This window comes from Enterobacter asburiae (genome assembly GCF_001521715.1).
Lineage (GTDB): Bacteria > Pseudomonadota > Gammaproteobacteria > Enterobacterales > Enterobacteriaceae > Enterobacter > Enterobacter asburiae.
Window position 1 is genome coordinate 4,449,259 of the sequence record NZ_CP011863.1, and the last position, 17,628, is coordinate 4,466,886.

Annotated in this window: 16 protein-coding genes and 3 tRNA genes; 8 read left to right on the plus strand and 11 right to left on the minus strand. The window is 54.9% G+C overall.

Going from position 1 to position 17,628, the window contains the following annotated elements:
* Nucleotides 1-11 precede the first annotated feature (11 nt).
* Entirely contained in the window at nucleotides 12-1,343 is a 1,332-nt protein-coding gene (argA, locus tag ACJ69_RS21665; RefSeq protein ID WP_023309037.1) for an amino-acid N-acetyltransferase, read from the minus strand.
* A 227-nt stretch (nucleotides 1,344-1,570) separates the two neighbouring features.
* Between argA and amiC the strand changes: the two genes are divergently transcribed.
* The gene (gene amiC, locus ACJ69_RS21670; RefSeq protein ID WP_029740496.1) at nucleotides 1,571-2,824 is read left to right on the plus strand and encodes an N-acetylmuramoyl-L-alanine amidase AmiC; all 1,254 of its coding nucleotides are present in this window, start codon (nucleotides 1,571-1,573) and stop codon (nucleotides 2,822-2,824) included.
* 88 nt (nucleotides 2,825-2,912) lie between these two features.
* On the opposite strand, the gene ACJ69_RS21675 is transcribed toward amiC, so the two are convergent.
* The 3 genes from ACJ69_RS21675 to ACJ69_RS21685 form a co-directional block, all read right to left on the minus strand.
* A tRNA-Met gene (locus ACJ69_RS21675) sits at nucleotides 2,913-2,989 on the minus strand.
* Between the two features lie 44 nt (nucleotides 2,990-3,033).
* Nucleotides 3,034-3,110: transfer RNA gene (locus tag ACJ69_RS21680), tRNA-Met, on the minus strand.
* A 44-nt stretch (nucleotides 3,111-3,154) separates the two neighbouring features.
* Nucleotides 3,155-3,231, minus strand: a tRNA-Met gene (locus ACJ69_RS21685).
* A 208-nt stretch (nucleotides 3,232-3,439) separates the two neighbouring features.
* Between ACJ69_RS21685 and mltA the strand changes: the two genes are divergently transcribed.
* Together mltA and tcdA are read left to right on the plus strand one after the other, a co-directional pair.
* Nucleotides 3,440-4,537, plus strand: coding sequence for a murein transglycosylase A (gene mltA / locus ACJ69_RS21690; RefSeq protein WP_023309035.1), 1,098 nt, complete (start codon nucleotides 3,440-3,442; stop codon nucleotides 4,535-4,537).
* 75 nt (nucleotides 4,538-4,612) lie between these two features.
* Nucleotides 4,613-5,419, plus strand: a complete 807-nt coding sequence (tcdA, locus tag ACJ69_RS21695; RefSeq protein WP_045261323.1) for a tRNA cyclic N6-threonylcarbamoyladenosine(37) synthase TcdA — start codon at nucleotides 4,613-4,615, stop codon at nucleotides 5,417-5,419.
* Here the strand turns inward: tcdA and csdE are convergent.
* Nucleotides 5,410-5,856: a cysteine desulfurase sulfur acceptor subunit CsdE gene (csdE, locus tag ACJ69_RS21700; protein ID WP_029741563.1), complete on the minus strand. Its 447-nt coding sequence runs from the start codon at nucleotides 5,854-5,856 to the stop codon at nucleotides 5,410-5,412. The genes tcdA and csdE overlap by 10 nt on opposite strands.
* The gene (gene csdA, locus ACJ69_RS21705; RefSeq protein ID WP_054829543.1) at nucleotides 5,856-7,061 is read right to left on the minus strand and encodes a cysteine desulfurase CsdA; all 1,206 of its coding nucleotides are present in this window, start codon (nucleotides 7,059-7,061) and stop codon (nucleotides 5,856-5,858) included. Before csdA ends, csdE begins: the two co-directional genes overlap by 1 nt.
* A gap of 192 nt (nucleotides 7,062-7,253) precedes the next feature.
* Here csdA and ACJ69_RS21710 point away from each other — a divergent pair, with 192 nt between their 5' ends.
* The 4 genes from ACJ69_RS21710 to rlmM all read left to right on the plus strand — a co-directional run bounded on the left by ACJ69_RS21710 (nucleotide 7,254) and on the right by rlmM (nucleotide 10,276).
* Nucleotides 7,254-7,481: a YgdI/YgdR family lipoprotein gene (locus ACJ69_RS21710; RefSeq protein WP_008499648.1), complete on the plus strand. Its 228-nt coding sequence runs from the start codon at nucleotides 7,254-7,256 to the stop codon at nucleotides 7,479-7,481.
* 349 nt (nucleotides 7,482-7,830) lie between these two features.
* Nucleotides 7,831-8,748: a glycine cleavage system transcriptional regulator GcvA gene (gene gcvA / locus ACJ69_RS21715; RefSeq protein ID WP_023309032.1), complete on the plus strand. Its 918-nt coding sequence runs from the start codon at nucleotides 7,831-7,833 to the stop codon at nucleotides 8,746-8,748.
* Nucleotides 8,749-8,787: 39 nt separating this feature from the next.
* A complete protein-coding gene (locus tag ACJ69_RS21720; protein WP_023309031.1) occupies nucleotides 8,788-9,183 on the plus strand; it encodes a DUF423 domain-containing protein in 396 nt (131 codons plus the stop codon).
* Nucleotides 9,176-10,276, plus strand: coding sequence for a 23S rRNA (cytidine(2498)-2'-O)-methyltransferase RlmM (gene rlmM, locus ACJ69_RS21725; RefSeq protein WP_059347741.1), 1,101 nt, complete (start codon nucleotides 9,176-9,178; stop codon nucleotides 10,274-10,276). The genes ACJ69_RS21720 and rlmM overlap by 8 nt, the downstream gene beginning before the upstream one ends.
* 109 nt (nucleotides 10,277-10,385) lie before the next feature.
* Here the strand turns inward: rlmM and xni are convergent, their stop codons facing one another.
* The 5 genes from xni to queF all read right to left on the minus strand — a co-directional run bounded on the left by xni (nucleotide 10,386) and on the right by queF (nucleotide 16,821).
* Nucleotides 10,386-11,141 carry a flap endonuclease Xni gene (xni, locus tag ACJ69_RS21730; protein ID WP_059347742.1) on the minus strand — a complete coding sequence of 252 codons (756 nt, stop codon included), beginning with the start codon at nucleotides 11,139-11,141 and terminating at the stop codon, nucleotides 10,386-10,388.
* Nucleotides 11,142-11,253: 112 nt separating this feature from the next.
* Nucleotides 11,254-12,621 (minus strand): L-serine ammonia-lyase, encoded by a 1,368-nt coding sequence (locus ACJ69_RS21735; RefSeq protein ID WP_033146431.1) that lies wholly within the window; start codon nucleotides 12,619-12,621, stop codon nucleotides 11,254-11,256.
* 65 nt (nucleotides 12,622-12,686) lie between these two features.
* A complete protein-coding gene (locus ACJ69_RS21740; protein ID WP_029741560.1) occupies nucleotides 12,687-13,982 on the minus strand; it encodes an HAAAP family serine/threonine permease in 1,296 nt (431 codons plus the stop codon).
* Between the two features lie 515 nt (nucleotides 13,983-14,497).
* Nucleotides 14,498-15,862, minus strand: coding sequence for a nucleotide 5'-monophosphate nucleosidase PpnN (ppnN, locus tag ACJ69_RS21745; RefSeq protein WP_023309027.1), 1,365 nt, complete (start codon nucleotides 15,860-15,862; stop codon nucleotides 14,498-14,500).
* A gap of 116 nt (nucleotides 15,863-15,978) precedes the next feature.
* Nucleotides 15,979-16,821: an NADPH-dependent 7-cyano-7-deazaguanine reductase QueF gene (queF, locus tag ACJ69_RS21750; RefSeq protein WP_021241894.1), complete on the minus strand. Its 843-nt coding sequence runs from the start codon at nucleotides 16,819-16,821 to the stop codon at nucleotides 15,979-15,981.
* Between the two features lie 69 nt (nucleotides 16,822-16,890).
* On the opposite strand from queF, the gene syd reads away from it, so the two are divergent.
* Entirely contained in the window at nucleotides 16,891-17,436 is a 546-nt protein-coding gene (gene syd, locus ACJ69_RS21755; protein WP_054829532.1) for a SecY-interacting protein, read from the plus strand.
* The last annotated feature ends 192 nt before the right edge of the window (nucleotides 17,437-17,628 follow it).

A 17,628-nucleotide genomic window follows, 5' to 3' on the forward strand; every position in this document is an offset into this window, starting at 1 on the left:
AGGGCGTCGTATCATCCCAGGTCAGCCATCAGCACTTTTGAACGGCGCTGATAGTTGTACATCTCTTTCTTCGTTTCGGGCAGAGAATCGATATCCACCGGCGTGAATCCGCGCTCCTGGAACCAGTGAATGCTGCGCGTCGTCAGGACGAACAGCTTGCTCAGTCCCATCTGGCGCGCCTGTGCCGCCACGCGTTCAAGCAGCATTTCGCCGCGTGAAGAGCTACGGTAATCAGGATGCACCGCCACGCAGGCCATTTCACCGATCTTCTCTTCCGGGAACGGATAGAGCGCGGCGCAGGCAATGGTCAGGTTATCGCGCTGAATAATGGTGAATTTGTCGATCTCCATCTCCAGCTGTTCGCGTGAGCGGCGCACCAGAATACCCTGCTGTTCCAGCGGGCGGATCAGCTCCAGAATGCCGCCGATGTCGTTGATGGTGGCGCGGCGGATCTGCTCCGCACTCTCCATCACAATCTGTGTACCAATACCGTCGCGGGAGAATAGCTCCTGCAGCAGGGCCCCGTCTTCCTGATAGCTGATCAGGTGGCTGCGGCGCACGCCGCTGCGGCAGGCCTTCACGGCGCCACGCAGGAAGCGAACGGTGCCGGAGTGGTAATCGCCTTCGGCTTCCAGCGCTTCCACGCGGGCCTGGGCTTCATTCGGGAAGAGTTCCGGTACGATTGTTCCTTCAGCGTCCACGACGCCCTGCGAGGAGCAGAACCCAATCATTTTTTCCGCCTTCAGCTTGATCGCCAGCTGCGTGGCAATCTCTTCGGACGTCAGGTTAAAGCTTTCGCCCGTTACAGAGACAGCAACCGGGCCCATCAGCACGATGGCTCCGCTGTCCAGCTGGCGATGAATAGCTTCTTCATCAATACGACGAATGCGGCCGCTGTGGCAGTAATCCACGCCATCGTCCACGCCGAGCGGCTGGGCAATGATAAAGTTGCCGCTCACGACGTTGATATGCGCGCCCTGTAGCGGCGTATTGTTCAGGCTCATGGAGAGGCGAGCGGTAATATCCAGCTGCAGCAGACCCGCCGCCTGTTTCACCAGCTCCAGGGTTTTGGCATCGGTAACGCGGGTATGCTTGTGGTAAATCGGCTCGTGGTGGTGAGCGGCCAGGTTGGCGTCGATCTGCGGACGCGCGCCATACACCACCACCAGGCGGATCCCGAGGCTGTGCAGCAGGCCAATGTCATTGACGATGCTGGAAAAATTTTCATGCTCAATGGCTTCGCCACCAAGCATGATGACAAACGTTTTTCCCCGATGGGCGTTGATATAGGGAACAGAATGGCGGAATCCCTGGACCAGTTCGGTTCTACGTTCCTTCACCATGGCACGACCCTTAATGAATGTTTATTCGTAATTTCTGTATTTTTATTCGATTGTGGCCGCGTGTGCAAGTGCAAATTTTCCGCGACCCACAGAAATTGGTAAGTAAACCGTGCGTTAGCGTATGATTGTTTACCCTTTTATAGATGACAGTTTATGCGTCATTCGTTAAAGTTTTCGGTCAATTTGGACATTTTGTATATCAGTCAGTGTTCTTGCTCGGGAGAAGCATGTCGGGATCCAATTCAGCAATAAGCCGCCGCCGTTTGTTAAAAGGGGCCGGGGCAATGTGGTTGCTTAGCGTCAGTCAGGTCGGTCTTGCCGCCACCAGTCAGGTGGTGGCGGTGCGCGTCTGGCCGTCGTCGACCTATACGCGCGTGACGGTCGAATCCAATCGCGTGCTGAAATATAAGCAATTTGCCCTCAGCAACCCGGAACGCGTAGTGGTGGATCTCGAAGGCGTTAACCTCAACTCCGTGCTGAAAGGGATGGCGGCGCAGATCCGCGGCGACGATCCGTTTATTAAATCGGCGCGCGTCGGGCAGTTTGATCCACAAACCGTGCGCATGGTGTTTGAGCTTAAACAGAACGTTAAGCCGCAGCTGTTCGCCCTGGCGCCCGTCGCGACGTTTAAAGAGCGTCTGGTGATGGATCTCTACCCGGCCAATGCGACGGACATTCAGGATCCGCTGCTTGCGCTGCTGGAGGACTACAATAAGGGCGATCTTCAGCGTCAGGTGCCGCCTGCGCAAAGTGGCCCGCAGCCCGGAAAAGCAGGGCGCGATCGTCCGATTGTGATCATGCTCGATCCAGGACACGGCGGCGAAGACTCCGGTGCGGTGGGGAAATACCGCACGCGTGAAAAAGACGTGGTGCTGCAAATTGCACGCCGCCTGAAGGCGTTGATTGATAAAGAAGGCAATATGCGCGCCTATATGACGCGCAATGAAGATATCTTTATTCCGCTGAAGGTCCGGGTGGCGAAAGCGCAGAAGCAGCGCGCCGATTTGTTCGTGTCGATCCATGCGGATGCCTTCACCAGCCGCCAGCCAAGCGGCTCGTCGGTATTCGCGCTCTCAACTAAAGGCGCGACCAGTACCGCAGCAAGATTCCTGGCTGACAGCCAGAACGCCTCTGACCTGATTGGTGGCGTGAGCAAAAGCGGCGACCGCTACGTCGACCACACTATGTTCGATATGGTGCAGTCGCTGACCATTAACGACAGCCTGAAGTTTGGTAAAGCGGTGCTGGGCAAGCTGGGCAACATCAATAAGCTGCATAAAAACAGCGTTGAACAGGCCGGGTTTGCGGTACTCAAGGCACCGGATATCCCGTCCATTCTGGTAGAAACCGCGTTTATCAGTAACGTCGAAGAGGAGCGTAAGCTCAAGACGGCAAAATTCCAGCAGGAGGTTGCGGAGTCGATTCTGGCGGGGATACGGGCGTATTTCTCTGACGGGGCGACGCTGGCGCGGCGCGGGTAAATCTTTCAGCCGGGTAAATGCCCGGCAAATTCACAAACGACAGATACAAAAAAACACCCTTGAGGGTGTTTATTGTTTTTAGAAGTATTGGTTGCGGGGGCCGGATTTGAACCGACGACCTTCGGGTTATGAGCCCGACGAGCTACCAGGCTGCTCCACCCCGCGTCCGTCTTTCTACTCGTGTAGAAACTTACTTCTTCAAATTTGATTGGTTGCGGGGGCCGGATTTGAACCGACGACCTTCGGGTTATGAGCCCGACGAGCTACCAGGCTGCTCCACCCCGCGTCCGTCTTTCTACAGTCGTAGAAGATACTTCATCAAATTTTAATTGGTTGCGGGGGCCGGATTTGAACCGACGACCTTCGGGTTATGAGCCCGACGAGCTACCAGGCTGCTCCACCCCGCGTCCGTGGATGCGCACTATACTCGGATAGGTTTGTGATGCAACCCCTTTTTCACATAAATCATGATTTTGTATGTAAATTGAACGACATGGCTCTGTTTGGACTATTTTTTGCGCAAAATTTGCCAAAGGGCATGCGATCGCATTTCATTAGCCCTGGCGGTTTGTTATCTTCATCACGCGGAAATGGGCAACTTAAAGACGAGATATAATGAAAGGACGTTGGGCGAAGTATCTGATGGCGGGCGCAATGGTAGCGATTCTTGCGGCCTGTTCTTCCAAACCGACCGATCGCGGTCAACAGTATAAAGACGGGAAGTTATCCCAGCCTTTCTCTTTAGTTAATCAGCCTGATGCCGTCGGCGCACCGATTAATGCCGGTGATTTCTCCGAGCAGGTCTACCAGATCCGCAACGCGTCGCCGCGTCTGTATGGCACCCAGAGTAGCGTGTATAACGCGGTCCAGGACTGGCTGAAAGCAGGCGGCGATACGCGCAACATGCGCCAGTTTGGTATCGACGCCTGGCAAATGGAAGGGGCCGATAATTACGGTAACGTCCAGTTTACCGGCTACTACACCCCGGTTATCCAGGCACGACACTCCCGTCAGGGCGAGTTCCAGTATCCTATCTACCGTATGCCGCCAAAACGCGGTCGTCTGCCGTCTCGCGCTGAGATCTACGCCGGTGCGCTGAGCGAAAACTACGTTCTGGCCTACAGCAACTCCCTGATGGATAACTTCATCATGGACGTTCAGGGCAGCGGCTACATTGATTTTGGCGACGGTTCGCCGCTTAACTTCTTCAGCTATTCCGGTAAAAACGGCCACGCCTATCGCAGTATCGGCAAGGTGCTGATCGACCGCGGCGAAGTTAAGAAAGAAGATATGTCGATGCAGGCGATCCGCGAGTGGGGCGAGAAACACAGCGAAGCCGAGGTGCGCGAGCTGCTGGAGCAGAACCCGTCGTTCGTCTTCTTCAAACCGCAAAACTTCGCGCCGGTGAAAGGGGCCAGCGCGGTTCCGCTGATTGGCCGCGCATCGGTAGCATCGGATCGTTCGATTATTCCTGCAGGCACCACGCTGCTTGCTGAAGTCCCTCTGCTGGACAATAACGGCAAGTTCAACGGTCAGTATGAGCTGCGTCTGATGGTGGCGCTGGACGTCGGCGGGGCAATTAAAGGCCAGCACTTCGACATTTATCAGGGTATTGGCCCTGACGCAGGCCATCGCGCGGGCTGGTATAACCACTACGGACGCGTGTGGGTACTGAAGGCGGCGCCGGGTGCTGGAAACGTATTCAGCGGCTGATTGTGGTATTCTGAGCACAATACGGATTACTGTTCAGGGTGAGGAAAACCTCACCCTTTTTACATCTGAGGTTTTATGTCTGTGGTAATCAGCGACGCCTGGCGCCAGCGTTTTGGCGGGACGGCACGTTTATATGGTGAAAAAGCCCTGCAGCTGTTTGCGGATGCGCACGTCTGCGTCGTGGGCATTGGTGGTGTGGGGTCGTGGGCGGCAGAAGCGCTGGCGAGAACCGGTATTGGCGCAATTACCCTGATTGACATGGATGACGTTTGCGTCACCAACACTAACCGTCAAATCCATGCCCTGCGCGATAACGTTGGCCTGGCAAAATCCGAGGTGATGGCGGAGCGTATTCGTCTCATCAATCCGGAGTGCCGCGTGACGGTGATCGACGACTTTGTGACGGCAGATAACGTCGCGGAGTACATGAGCAAAGGCTACAGCTATGTGATTGACGCCATCGACAGCGTGCGGCCAAAAGCGGCGTTGATCGCATACTGCCGTCGCTACAAGGTGCCGCTGATCACGACGGGCGGTGCGGGCGGGCAAATCGATCCGACGCAGATCCAGGTGGCCGATCTGGCAAAAACCATTCAGGATCCGCTGGCTGCCAAGCTGCGTGAACGGCTGAAGAGCGATTTTAACGTGGTGAAGAACAGCAAAGGCAAGCTGGGCGTCGACTGCGTGTTCTCGACCGAAGCGCTGGTCTACCCGCAGGCGGATGGCTCAGTCTGCGCAATGAAAAGCACGGCGGAAGGGCCAAAACGAATGGATTGCGCCTCCGGGTTTGGTGCGGCCACCATGGTGACCGCCTCCTTCGGCTTTGTGGCGGTGTCTCACGCCCTCAAGAAAATGATGGCGAAGGCGGAACGTCAGGCCTGAGCCTGACGTGCGGCATCCAGTACCGCGTCGCTGAGCGCGATCAACCCCTGACCGCGCGAGGCGCTGAGCTGCGCGCGCAGCCCAAGCTCATCAAATAACGCCAGCGGCGAATGCGTCAGCAATTCCGCCGCGCTTTTCCCTTCCACAGCGGTCAGCAATACGGCCAGCAGGCCACGGACTATGCGACCTTCGCTGTCGCCGAAGAAGTGCAGCTTCTCGCCGGAGACGCTCACGCCCAGCCAGACGCGGTTTTCACAGCCAGCTATTTCTTTCGCCTGCGCTTTGAGATCGTCTGAAAGGGCAGGGAGCTGTTTACCCAGCAGGATCAGCTGTCGATATTTATCTTCCCACTGCTGGAGCGGGGCGAAGGTCTGTTTTAAGGTCTCTTCTGTTATGACCGTGCCAAACGGATGTCCGGCTAAAGCAGCGCTAGTCATTAATCCACCAGTATTTCAAGGGCTCGGTCAACGGCGGCAACCAGCGCGTCGACATCGCTTTGGGTATTATACGGCGCAAACGAGGCGCGCAGCGTACCGTTAACGCCGAGCGCCGCCAGCAGCGGCTGGGCGCAGTGCTGTCCGGCACGCAGGGCAATGCCGTACCCGGCGAGCAGCGTCACCATGTCGCTATGGTGAACGCCCGCAAAATCAAAGGCCAGCAGGCTGGAGTCCTGAACGCGGAACGATCGGAATCCCGGGCGCTTTTTGAGTTCTTCCTCTGCCAGCGTCGCCAGCCCCCGGCTCCAGCTTTCAGCCTGGACAATGTCGGTTTCAGCCAGCCACTCCAGCGCCGCGCTTAAGCCAATCACCCCCGCCACGTTCGGCGTACCGGCCTCCAGGCGATAGGGAACATCCTGAGTTTTGAAGCCATCGAACGACACTTCGGTAATCATTTTGCCGCCACCCAGCCACGGCGTCATTTTTGCCAGCAGTTCTGGCTTGCCGTACAGCGCCCCTATACCGGTTGGCCCGTAGAGCTTATGTCCCGAGAAGGCATAGAAGTCGATATCAAGCGCCTGCACATCAGCGGGGAAGTGCACCACGCCCTGAGCGCCGTCGACCATCACCACCATCCCGCTGGCATGGGCAATCCGAATGGCCTGAGCCAGGTCCGGGCAACCACCCGTGACGTTCGACATCTGTCCGAGCGCCAGAATGCGGCTGCGAGGGGTAATCAGTTCGGGGAGACGGGCTACGTCGGGAAGAAGGTCTGCACCCAGTGGAAGCTTCACCACGCGTGCACCCGTTTGCTCGGCCGCCATCAGCCATGGCACCAGGTTGGCGTGATGTTCCGCCTCGCTGACGACGATCTCATCGCCCGGCTGAAGCAGCGGGCGCGCGTAGCACTGGGCCACCATATTGATGGCCTCGGTCGTGCCGCGCGTCCAGACGATGTTTTTCCCGCTTTCAGCATTGATCAGACGCGCGACCTGATCGCGTGCGGCTTCGTAGCGCGCGGTTAATCGCTGCGCTTCGGCAAACTGGCTGCGATGCACGTTCCCGGCGCTCAGGCTGTAGAACTGCTGCGTGGCCGCAATCACCGCCTGTGGCTTAAGGGCGGTGGCGGCGCTATCCAGGTAAATACCGGCATCGGCCAGGGCCGGAAACTGTGCGCGGAACTGCGCAGGACTGAAAGCGTTCATGGGATTCCTCATTTCAATATAGCGATCGTCGCGCAATTTCAGCGGCAGGGCAAGGAGGTTGATATCTATCAGAATTGTCTGCTTATCCTTACGACCTCAAAAAAGCAGGTTATGCTAAATAGTGTTAGGCGGATGTTTTAGCCTGTTATAAATCGAGGTTTGAATAGCATTAATTGCTAAAGGAGAATAATCATGAATAAGACAGCTGCAATCATTTCTGCCTGTGCGTTTACTTTTGCCCTGAGCGCCTGTTCTGGTAATAACTACGTGATGCACACCAACGATGGTCGTTCTATCGTTTCGGAAGGGAAACCGACTACCGATAATGATACCGGGATGATTTCGTACAAAGATGCTAACGGGAACAAGCAGCAGATCAACCGCACGGACGTTAAAGAGATGAAAGAGATCGAGCATTAACAGATCGCAGGCGAAAAAAAAGCACCGCAAATTGGCGGTGCTACATTAATCACTATGGACAGACAGGGTAAATGTACAGGAAGTGAAAAATTGGTAGCGTTGCTACCGTGGTCTGAATCGCAGACCAATTGCAAACACAACAACACAACATCACAACCGTAAGCCAAAAGCCCTTCAGAACACGCATTCCGAAAAAAGCTCTTCGTTCCGGCTCAGGAAGTGCCGCCACTATAGGTATTTGCTGGTAGTTCCTCAACGGACAAATTATAATGGCTCAGATAAAAAAAACTAATAGGTTAAACGTTGTTTCCTGTTTGTTAAAATCCGTTAACATCTAAGCCAGATAACCATGTCAAAGCGATTGCCACCCCTTAATGCATTACGTGTTTTTGATGCAGCAGCACGTCACCTGAGCTTTACCCGCGCAGCAGATGAGCTTTTTGTGACACAGGCCGCAGTAAGTCACCAAATCAAGTCTCTGGAGGATTTTCTGGGCCTTAAGCTGTTTCGTCGACGCAACCGTTCGTTGCTGTTGACCGAAGAGGGGCAGAGCTATTTTCAGGATATTAAAGAGATTTTTTCCCAGCTTACGGAAGCCACGCGTAAGCTGCAGGCTCGCAGTGCAAAAGGTGCTCTGACCGTCAGTTTATTGCCCAGTTTTGCCATTCATTGGCTGGTGCCGAGACTCTCAAGCTTTAACTCAGCTTATCCGGGGATCGACGTTCGAATCCAGGCGGTAGATCGTCAGGAGGACAAGCTGGCCGATGACGTGGATGTTGCCATTTTTTATGGTCGCGGTAACTGGCCGGGCTTGCGCGTTGAAAAATTATACGCAGAATATCTCCTGCCGGTCTGTTCTCCTCTGCTGTTAACAGGTGAGAAGGCGCTGAAGTCACCCGCTGACCTGGCTCAGCATACGCTTTTGCATGATGCCTCTCGCCGCGACTGGCAAACTTATACCCGTCAATTAGGTCTTACACATATTAACGTGCAGCAGGGACCCATTTTTAGCCACAGTGCGATGGTGTTACAGGCTGCCATTCACGGGCAGGGCGTGGCGTTGGCGAACAACGTCATGGCGCAGTCCGAAATTGAGGCAGGCCGCCTGGTTTGCCCTTTTAATGATGTACTGGTCAGCAAGAATGCGTTTTATCTGGTTTGTCATGACAGTCAGGCAGAACTGGGTAAAATAGCCGCCTTCCGGCAGTGGATACTGGCGAAAGCGGCAACCGAGCAAGAAAAATTCCGCTTCAGGTATGAGCAATAACGTTTGTGTGCCGGGCACGCATCAATTCAGGACTTAAACATGACCAGCCGATTCATGCTGATTTTTGCCGCGGTGAGTGGCTTTATTTTTGTTGCACTGGGCGCCTTTGGCGCACATGTATTAAGCAAGTCTTTGGGCGCAGTAGAGATGGGCTGGATCCAGACCGGCCTTGAATATCAGGCATTCCACACGTTGGCGATTTTTGGGCTGGCGGTGGCGATGCAGCGTCGTATCAGTATCTGGTTTTACTGGAGCAGCGTGTTTATGGCGCTGGGTACCGTGTTGTTTAGCGGTAGCCTGTACTGCCTTGCACTCTCACATCTGCGCCTGTGGGCGTTTGTTACACCTGTCGGCGGCTTCAGCTTCCTGGCGGGTTGGGTATTAATGTTTATCGGAGCTATCCGTCTGAAACGCAAGGGCGTTGTTCATGAATAAGGTTGTTTTATATTGTCGCCCGGGGTTTGAGAAAGAGTGCGCCGCGGAAATTACCGATAAAGCGGCGAAGCGCGAAGTCTTCGGCTTTGCCCGCGTAAAAGAAAACGCGGGCTATGTGGTATTCGAGTGCTATCAGGCTGAAGACGCAGACAAGCTGGCGCGCGAGCTGCCGTTCAGCTCGCTGATCTTCGCTCGCCAGATGTTTGTCGCGGGTGAGCTGCTGAAGGATCTTCCGCCGGAAGACCGCATCACGCCTATTGTTGGCATGCTGCAGGGCGTGGTGGAGAAGGGCGGCGATCTGCGCGTTGAAGTGGCGGATACCAACGAAAGTAAAGAGCTGATGAAGTTCTGCCGTAAGTTCACCGTGCCGCTGCGTGCGGCGCTGCGTGATGCGGGCGTGCTGACGAACTACGAAACGCCGAAGCGTCCGGTGGTGCATATCTTCTTTATCGCACCGGGCTGCTGCTATACAGGCTATTCGTACACCACCAACAACTCTCCCTTCTTTATGGGTATCCCGCGTTTGCGCTTCCCGTCCGATGCGCCAAGCCGTTCCACGCTCAAGCTGGAAGAGGCGTTCCACGTCTTTATCCCGGCAGATGAGTGGGATGAGCGTCTGGCAAACGGCATGTACGCCGTCGACCTTGGCGCGTGTCCGGGCGGCTGGACCTATCAGCTGGTGAAACGCAATATGTGGGTATCGTCCGTTGATAACGGCCCAATGGCGCAAAGCCTGATGGACACCGGGCAGGTCACCTGGCTGCGTGAAGACGGTTTCCGTTATCGCCCGAACCGTAACAACATCTCGTGGATGGTGTGCGATATGGTTGAGAAGCCGGCAAAAGTCGCCGCGCTGATGGCCTCCTGGCTGGTCAACGGCTGGTGTCGTGAGACCATTTTCAACCTCAAGCTGCCGATGAAAAAGCGCTATGAGGAAGTGTCGCAGAACCTGGCCTACATTCAGGAACAGATGGACGAAAACGGTATTAACGTAGAGATCCAGGCGCGTCAGCTGTATCACGACCGTGAAGAGGTGACGGTGCATATTCGTCGCTGGTGGGCTGCGGTCGGTGGACGTCGCGACGAGCGATAGTGCGCTGATTGCCCCTCACCCCGGCCCTCTCCCCAAAGGGGCGAGGGGGGAAAAGACCGCACCGGGCAGTTTCCTCTCCCCCATGGGGAGAGGGTAGGGTGAGGGGATATTAACGTTCTAACCGCAACTGCTGTAAATTCCCGTCCAGCTGTAAATCCGTCTGTAGCGTTGCGATTTCCCGGCAGATAAACGCCATCTCTTTATGCGCCTCCAGCTTCTTGCGCCACTTTTCCGGTACCCCATCCAGACGGGCGTAAATCCCTTCCAGACTTTGAAAATCGGTCAGCAGCTGCGCGGCGCTTTTCGGCCCAATACCGGCGACACCCGGAACTTTAGAACTGCTGATGCCTGCCAGCCCCCAGTAATCCGGCAGTTGCTCGGGCGATACGCCGAACTCGCTGGCAATAAACGGCGCGTCCAGCCAGCGTTTTTGAAAATAGTCACGAATGCGAATAGTCGGAGAGAGCAGCTGGCAATAGCCTTTGTCAGTTGAAACGATAGTGGCCTGATGTCCGGCACTTGCCACCTTTACGGCCAGGGTGGCCGCGAGATCGTCGGCTTCGTTTCCCTGTGCGCCCCAGCAGGGAACGCCCCGCTGTTCAAATGCAGCGCGCAGCATGGGCAACTCGGCGTGAAGATCGTCCGGCATCGGGGCGCGTCCGGCTTTGTAGTCGGGCAGACGCTGGTGTCGCCAGCCCGTGTTGCGGGCTTCGTCATCAAATACCGCGACCGCATGGGTGGGCTCACTGTGGCGGATAAGCTGTTCCAGCGCGTGCAGGCAGGTGTCTTTACAAGGCGTCCCCTGTACCGCATGGATACGGCGAATCAGGTTAAGAGCATCGACGATAAGTAAATGAACGGCCACAGATAATCTCCCTTCTATCTCATGCGTGAAGGGTAACACTGTCAGCAGCGTGAAACTATGAATGGTGGGGAAAACAGGAAGAAGCCTCGCAAAACGAGGCTTCCTGAGGGGCTTAATCGCAGGTTACGATCTTCATCGCCAGGCCGCCGCGAGAGGTTTCGCGGTATTTGGCGTTCATATCTTTACCGGTTTCGTACATGGTTTCGATAACCTTATCGAGACAGACGCGCGGTTCGCTGGTACGGCGCAGCGCCATACGTGCCGCGTTCACCGCCTTCACGGAGGCAATCGCGTTACGTTCGATGCACGGTACCTGTACCTGTCCGGCAACCGGGTCACAGGTCAGCCCCAGGTTATGCTCCATGCCGATTTCCGCAGCAATGCACACCTGTGTCGGGCTTGCACCCAGCAGTTCGGCCAGACCCGCCGCCGCCATGGAGCACGCCACGCCGACTTCACCCTGACAGCCCACTTCCGCACCGGAGATAGACGCGTTCATCTTATACAGCGAACCAATCGCACTGGCGACCAGCAGGTAGCGCGCCAGCGAGTTCGCGTTCACTTCACGGATAAACTTGTCGTAGTACGCCAGCACCGCCGGAACGATACCGCAGGCGCCGTTAGTCGGCGCGGTGACCACTCGGCCCCCTGCGGCGTTCTCTTCGTTTACCGCCAGGGCGAACATGTTGATCCAGTCTACAACGGCCATCGGGTCCGTCGTCGTTTTGTCGGTGCTCACCAGCATACGGCGCAGTGCAGCAGCGCGACGCGGCACGCGAAGCTTGCCCGGCAGAACGCCTTCGGTGGTGATCCCGCGCTCAATACCGCCGCGCATCACTTCCCAGACGTTAGTGAAGTGCTGTTCGAGCTCTTCTTTACTGTGAAGTGCCAGCTCGTTTTTCATCATCAGGCCGGAGAGGGAAAGGCCCGTCTCCTGACAGTGACGCTGAAGATCCGCCGCCGTTTTGTACGGATACGGCACTTCGACAGAAGAGGTATTGGTTTGACCAAAGTGGTCTTCGTCGACGATAAAACCGCCGCCGATAGAGTAATACGTCTGGCTGTATACCGCTTTGTCGCCGGCCAGCGCGGTAATGCGCATGCCGTTTTCGTGCAGCGACAGGTTGTCCGCATGGAAATTCATGCAGTGGTCAACCGGGAATTCAACCTCATGCTCACCGTTCGCCAGCAGCAGGCGACCGTGGGTGTTCACATCCTGGATGAAGCCAGGGATCGCATCAATATCAACGGTATCCGGCAGGTTTCCCGCCAGGCCCATGATAATGGCGATATCGGTATGGTGGCCTTTCCCGGTCAGGGAAAGCGAGCCGTATACATCGACAACCACGCGGGTAATGTCATGCAAGATACCGCGTGCAATCAAGTCATCCGTGAACTGCTTACCGGCTTTCATTGGTCCGACGGTGTGAGAGCTGGAAGGACCAATACCGATTTTGAAGATATCGAATACGCTAATCATGATGCGTCCATTGCTTTCAGTCAGAGAGGGAGGAGTGCGCCGTCCGAAGACGGCGCGGGTGATGATCAGAACATGGTGTACAGGGAGTAGAAGATCGCAGAGATTGCGATAAGACCCATGATAACTACAAACACGTTGCTCACATGACCGCTGTACTTGCGCATAGCAGGGACTTTCTGAATCGCGTACATCGGCATCAGGAACAGAATCATCGCGATGACCGGGCCGCCCAGGGTTTCAATCATGCCCAGGATGCTTGGGTTCAGCGTTGCTACCGCCCAGGTGGTGAGCAGCATGAACAGCGCAGTGATTTTGTTCAGCTTGTTGATTTCAATGCTCTTGCCTTTACCGCGCAGAGATTTAATCACCATACCGTTGAAGCCTTCACGCGCGCCGAGGTAGTGGCCCAGGAAGGATTTGGTGATGGCGATAATCGCGATGATTGGTGCCATCCACGCAATGACCGGTGCGTTAAAGTGGTTCGCCAGGTAAGACAGAATAGAGATGTTCTGCTCTTTCGCTGCCGCCAGATCCACCGGGGAGAGGCTCAGTACGCAGCTGAAGACGAAGAACATTACGGTCAGTACCATCATGATGTGAGCGCGTGCCAGGATGCTGGAGCACTTCTTCTCTGCGCCATTACCGTACTCTTCACGTTTCGCCACAGCGAAAGAAGAAATGATTGGGGAGTGGTTGAAAGAGAACACCATCACTGGAATCGCCAGCCAGAGGGTCATCAGCAGGCCGTTACCGGTTGCCGATGCGCTGCTCAGGGACAGGGTTTCCAGCGCTGCACCGTTCCACTGTGGGATCAGGTAGCAAGCCAGCACCATCAGAGCAATAACGAACGGGAAGACCAGTACGCTCATTGCTTTCACAATCATCTGCTCACCGAAGCGAACGATAGTCATCATGCCCACGATCAGGATCAGAGACAGAATCGCACGCGGCGGCGGCGTCATGTGCAGCTGGTGCATCATGAAGCTTTCAACGGTGTTGGTGATTGCCACGCTGTAGACCAGCAGAATAGGGTAAATCGCGAAGAAGTAGAGCAGGGTAATTAGTTTACCTGCGCCAACGCCGAAATGCTCTTCAACAACTTCAGTGATGTCTTCGCCCGGGTTTTTACCGGACAGCACGAAGCGGGTCAGACCGCGGTGTGCAAAGAAGGTCATCGGGAAAGCAATGATAGCCATAATGATCAGCGGGATCAGACCGCCGACGCCTGCGTTGATAGGAAGGAACAGTACACCAGCGCCGATTGCTGTGCCGTAAAGGCCAAGCATCCACATGGTATCCGTTTTGCGCCAACCACTTCGGGATTCAATCGAAGCAACGGTGCTGGTTTGAGTGGTTTCCATCTGTATCTCCTGGAGGAAGCGAATTGTCAGGTTTTTTAGTCAAATCCGATGAAAAAGTGCCTGACGGTAATATGAAATTCGTTCAGTGACGGTTTTTTAATAATTTTCGCCCGTAACTATTGGCGGGCGGAAAGATACATTCTAGTTATGAATCTATCAGTGATCCTGATCCCAAATGCAATAATCCACTTATGATGTGGGCATCTTTAGACCATTTATCTGTTAAAAAAACATCAAAGAGAATTTACGGGCGCGAAGGCTACCACCAACGACATGTGAGCTGAAAGACTGACCCGTGATATAGGTGTCTTTCGCTGTAAAGAAATGGGTTTTTAGTATTTTCTGGCATGTAATTTAGATTAAGGCTGATAATTTACGGTTGAAAAAACAAGGTAATCGTTTGCGTTTGCGCATAGTTTGTAAAAGACATAAGTGATGCGTATGAATTACCTCGGTAATAAAAAAGCCGGGACGCGCAACAGGGCGACCCGGCTTTGATCAGATGCTGCTGAGCGTTAGGTGCAGATTTCGTAGCAAGGAATGTAGGCTGAGCCCGGCAGCTTCATGCGGTGCTGAGCGACAAAGCCCTGCAGCATGTCGTCCATGCGGCGCATCATCTCCGGATCGCCGTGGATCTTGTACGGACCGTACTGTTCAATGGCGCGGATGCCCATCTCTTTGACGTTGCCCGCCACAATCCCGGAGAAGGCACGACGCAGATCGGCCGCCAGGACTTCCACCGGCTGGTCCGGGTAGAGTTTCAGGTTCGCCATATTTTCATGCGTTGGCTCGAACGGGATCTGCAGGTCCGGCGCGATGCGGATTGACCAGTTAAAGCTGTACGCATCGCCGGTATCGCGACGGTTTTCTTTTACCAACGGCATCGCTTTTTTCATCTGGCGCGCCACTTCCGCGGCATCGTCAATGATGATGCGATAGTGACGACGCGCGGCTTCACCCAGCGTGTGCACGATAAACTCGTCCAGCACGCGGAAGTAGTCGGCGCTCTCTTTTGGCCCGGTCAGGATCAGCGGCAGAACCTGATCTTTGTTGGCCGGGTTCATCAGAATACCCAGCAGATAGAGCAGCTCTTCCGCTGTCCCCACGCCGCCCGGGAAGATGATAATGCCGTGGGCGATACGGACAAACGCTTCAAGACGTTTCTCGATATCCGGCATGATAATCAGCTCGTTAACCAGCGGGTTAGGCGGCTCAGCGGCTATGATTGACGGCTCGGTCATGCCGATAAACCGCCCCTCTTTATAACGCTGCTGCGCGTGTCCCACTGCGGCACCTTTCATTGGTGCTTCCATCGCACCTGGACCGCAGCCGGTACAGATGTTCAGCTCGCGCAGGCCGAGCTGCGTTCCTACCCGACGGGCATAAAGGTATTCGGTTTCGTTAATGGAGTGGCCGCCCCAGCAGACGACCATGTTCGGCGCTTCGCCAACGTGCAGGGCGCGGGCGTTACGCAAAATGGAGAACACCAGGTTGGTGATATGGACTGAGCTTTCCAGGTCGAGATGCTGGAAACGGCCTGCGTTGTGGATCTGCCCGTTAACAAACAGGATGTCACGCAGCACGGCAAACAGGTTAGCCTGAAGTGAACGAATGATGCGCCCGTCGACAAAGGCCTCTTCCGGCGGGTTGATGACTTCAAGCTTCACGCCACGCTCGCGACGCAGCACGTTGATATCAAAGCTTTCAAAGCGGGACAGTAGTTCTTTACTGTTATCTGTCAGGCTTCCGGAGTTCAGTACGGCAAGTGAACAGTTACGAAACAGTTGATAAAGATCGCTGCTGGCCGTGCGCTTAAGCATGTCCACTTCCAGCTGCGACAACATATCCATTGAGCCAAGCGGGCTAATATGTGTAATCAAGTGAGCTCCTTACGGGACGATTATCGTCTTTCCCTGTTGATTACAATAGCCCTGGCGTGTGACGTTTCACAACCTAAAGCGCGGAAGATACCGCGCATATTGTGAAAATATTTATATTATTGACGCACCAGCCGTCCCGTTGCCGGCACAAAATCGGTGTTGGTGCGCCACGGGTTGATGTCCAGACCGCCGCGGCGGGTGTAGCGCGCGTAAACGCTCAGTTTTTCTGGCTGGCAGAAACGCTGAATATCGCTAAAGATACGCTCCACGCACTGCTCGTGGAATTCGTTGTGATGGCGGAACGACACCAGGTAGCGCAGCAATTTTTCCCGGTCGATTTTCGGGCCGCGGTACTGGATCTGCACCGAGCCCCAGTCCGGCTGGTGGGTGATCAGGCAGTTGGATTTCAGCAGGTGGCTGACCAGCGTCTCTTCGACCACTTTTCCGCTCGCGGCGTTTTCGAGGTAATCGGCGCTGAATTCATAATTCTCCACCTCAATATCCTGATCGTCGATGCAGGTCCCGTTGAAGTGGGCGACTGGCTGCCCTTCCAGCTCGTGCAGGCGATACAGTGAAACGCTCACCTTTCCCTGCGCGCAGGCGCTTAAATCACGTTCCAGGGTGTGCTGAACGTCGTCCCAGCTGTTGAATTTTGTCTGGTTAAAACTGTTGAGATAGAGCTTAAAGCTTTTGGACTCGACGAGATTAACGCTGGCGTAATCCAGCTCAACGTGGCCCACCGCCACCTGCGGCAGACCGCGCGCGTTAAGCCAGGAGAGTTCGTACAGCGTCCAGATGTCACCGCCGACAAACGGCAATGCGTCTGCATGCAGGCCCAGAGGATCGCGGTTCAGGCTGCGCGGCACGCCCTGAAGCAGGCTTGCATCGTAGGTATCGCGGTAATCGGTCGATTTACCCAGCGTTAAGCCGGTTAACGCCTGATGATTTTCGTAAGACATGTTTCATAGCCACTTTACAGGTACACTTATGGCCTGAGTTTATCCTGTCTGACAAGAAGAGAGAAATCGGTGGACATCGAAACTGCAAATGCCCTCACTACCTTCACGGCCCGCTACTGTGACGCATGGCATGAAAAGGACCAGACTTGGCCGCAAAGTGCTGATTTGTATGGTGTACCTTCGCCGTGCATTATCTCTTCAGTCGACGATTACGTTATCTGGCAGCCAAAACCTTTCGACGGCGAGCAAAATGTAAATGCGGTTGAACGGGCAATGGACATTATGGTACAACCAGCGGTTCATGCGTTTTATACCACGCAGTTCGCAGGGGATATGCCCGCGCGCTTTGCTGATGTTACGCTGACGCTGTTGCAGACCTGGAGCGAAGACGATCTGCAGCGTGTTCAGGAAAACCTGATTGGTCATCTGGTCACGCAAAAACGACTTAAGCTTTCTCCGACGCTCTTTATTGCCACGCTGGACAGTGAACTGGACGTTATCTCCGTCTGTAACCTGTCAGGTGAAGTAATTAAAGAGACTATCGGCACCCGCAATCGCGAGACTCTCGCCCCCTCTCTTGCGGATTTCCTTACCCGACTTGAGCCACTTCTGTAATCCATGATGCTATAGCGCGTGTGAGAGATCTCTTACAACGTTTGTGAGAGATCGCTGAAGATTCAGTATTACCTCATTTAATTCAGATTAATATCACTCTGTTTTTCAATGGATTACCTGTTCATCGTATCGTTTTTAGGGATTTCTTACGGCTTACAACCCAGAAAGGGTGGGTTGTAAGACGAAGCGGAA

Excerpts from the sequence above, each read along its gene's own strand:
- argA (WP_023309037.1), bottom strand. The coding sequence starts at position 1,343 with ATGGTGAAGGAACGTAGAACCGAACTGGTCCAGGGATTCCGCCATTCT.
- queF (WP_021241894.1), bottom strand. The coding sequence starts at position 16,821 with ATGTCTTACGAAAATCATCAGGCGTTAACCGGCTTAACGCTGGGTAAA.
- csdE (WP_029741563.1), bottom strand. The coding sequence starts at position 5,856 with ATGACTAGCGCTGCTTTAGCCGGACATCCGTTTGGCACGGTCATAACA.
- ACJ69_RS21740 (WP_029741560.1), bottom strand. The coding sequence starts at position 13,982 with ATGGAAACCACTCAAACCAGCACCGTTGCTTCGATTGAATCCCGAAGT.
- amiC (WP_029740496.1), top strand. The coding sequence starts at position 1,571 with ATGTCGGGATCCAATTCAGCAATAAGCCGCCGCCGTTTGTTAAAAGGG.
- ACJ69_RS21710 (WP_008499648.1), top strand. The coding sequence starts at position 7,254 with ATGAATAAGACAGCTGCAATCATTTCTGCCTGTGCGTTTACTTTTGCC.
- mltA (WP_023309035.1), top strand. The coding sequence starts at position 3,440 with ATGAAAGGACGTTGGGCGAAGTATCTGATGGCGGGCGCAATGGTAGCG.
- csdA (WP_054829543.1), bottom strand. The coding sequence starts at position 7,061 with ATGAACGCTTTCAGTCCTGCGCAGTTCCGCGCACAGTTTCCGGCCCTG.
- ACJ69_RS21720 (WP_023309031.1), top strand. The coding sequence starts at position 8,788 with ATGACCAGCCGATTCATGCTGATTTTTGCCGCGGTGAGTGGCTTTATT.
- gcvA (WP_023309032.1), top strand. The coding sequence starts at position 7,831 with ATGTCAAAGCGATTGCCACCCCTTAATGCATTACGTGTTTTTGATGCA.
- ACJ69_RS21735 (WP_033146431.1), bottom strand. The coding sequence starts at position 12,621 with ATGATTAGCGTATTCGATATCTTCAAAATCGGTATTGGTCCTTCCAGC.
- tcdA (WP_045261323.1), top strand. The coding sequence starts at position 4,613 with ATGTCTGTGGTAATCAGCGACGCCTGGCGCCAGCGTTTTGGCGGGACG.
- rlmM (WP_059347741.1), top strand. The coding sequence starts at position 9,176 with ATGAATAAGGTTGTTTTATATTGTCGCCCGGGGTTTGAGAAAGAGTGC.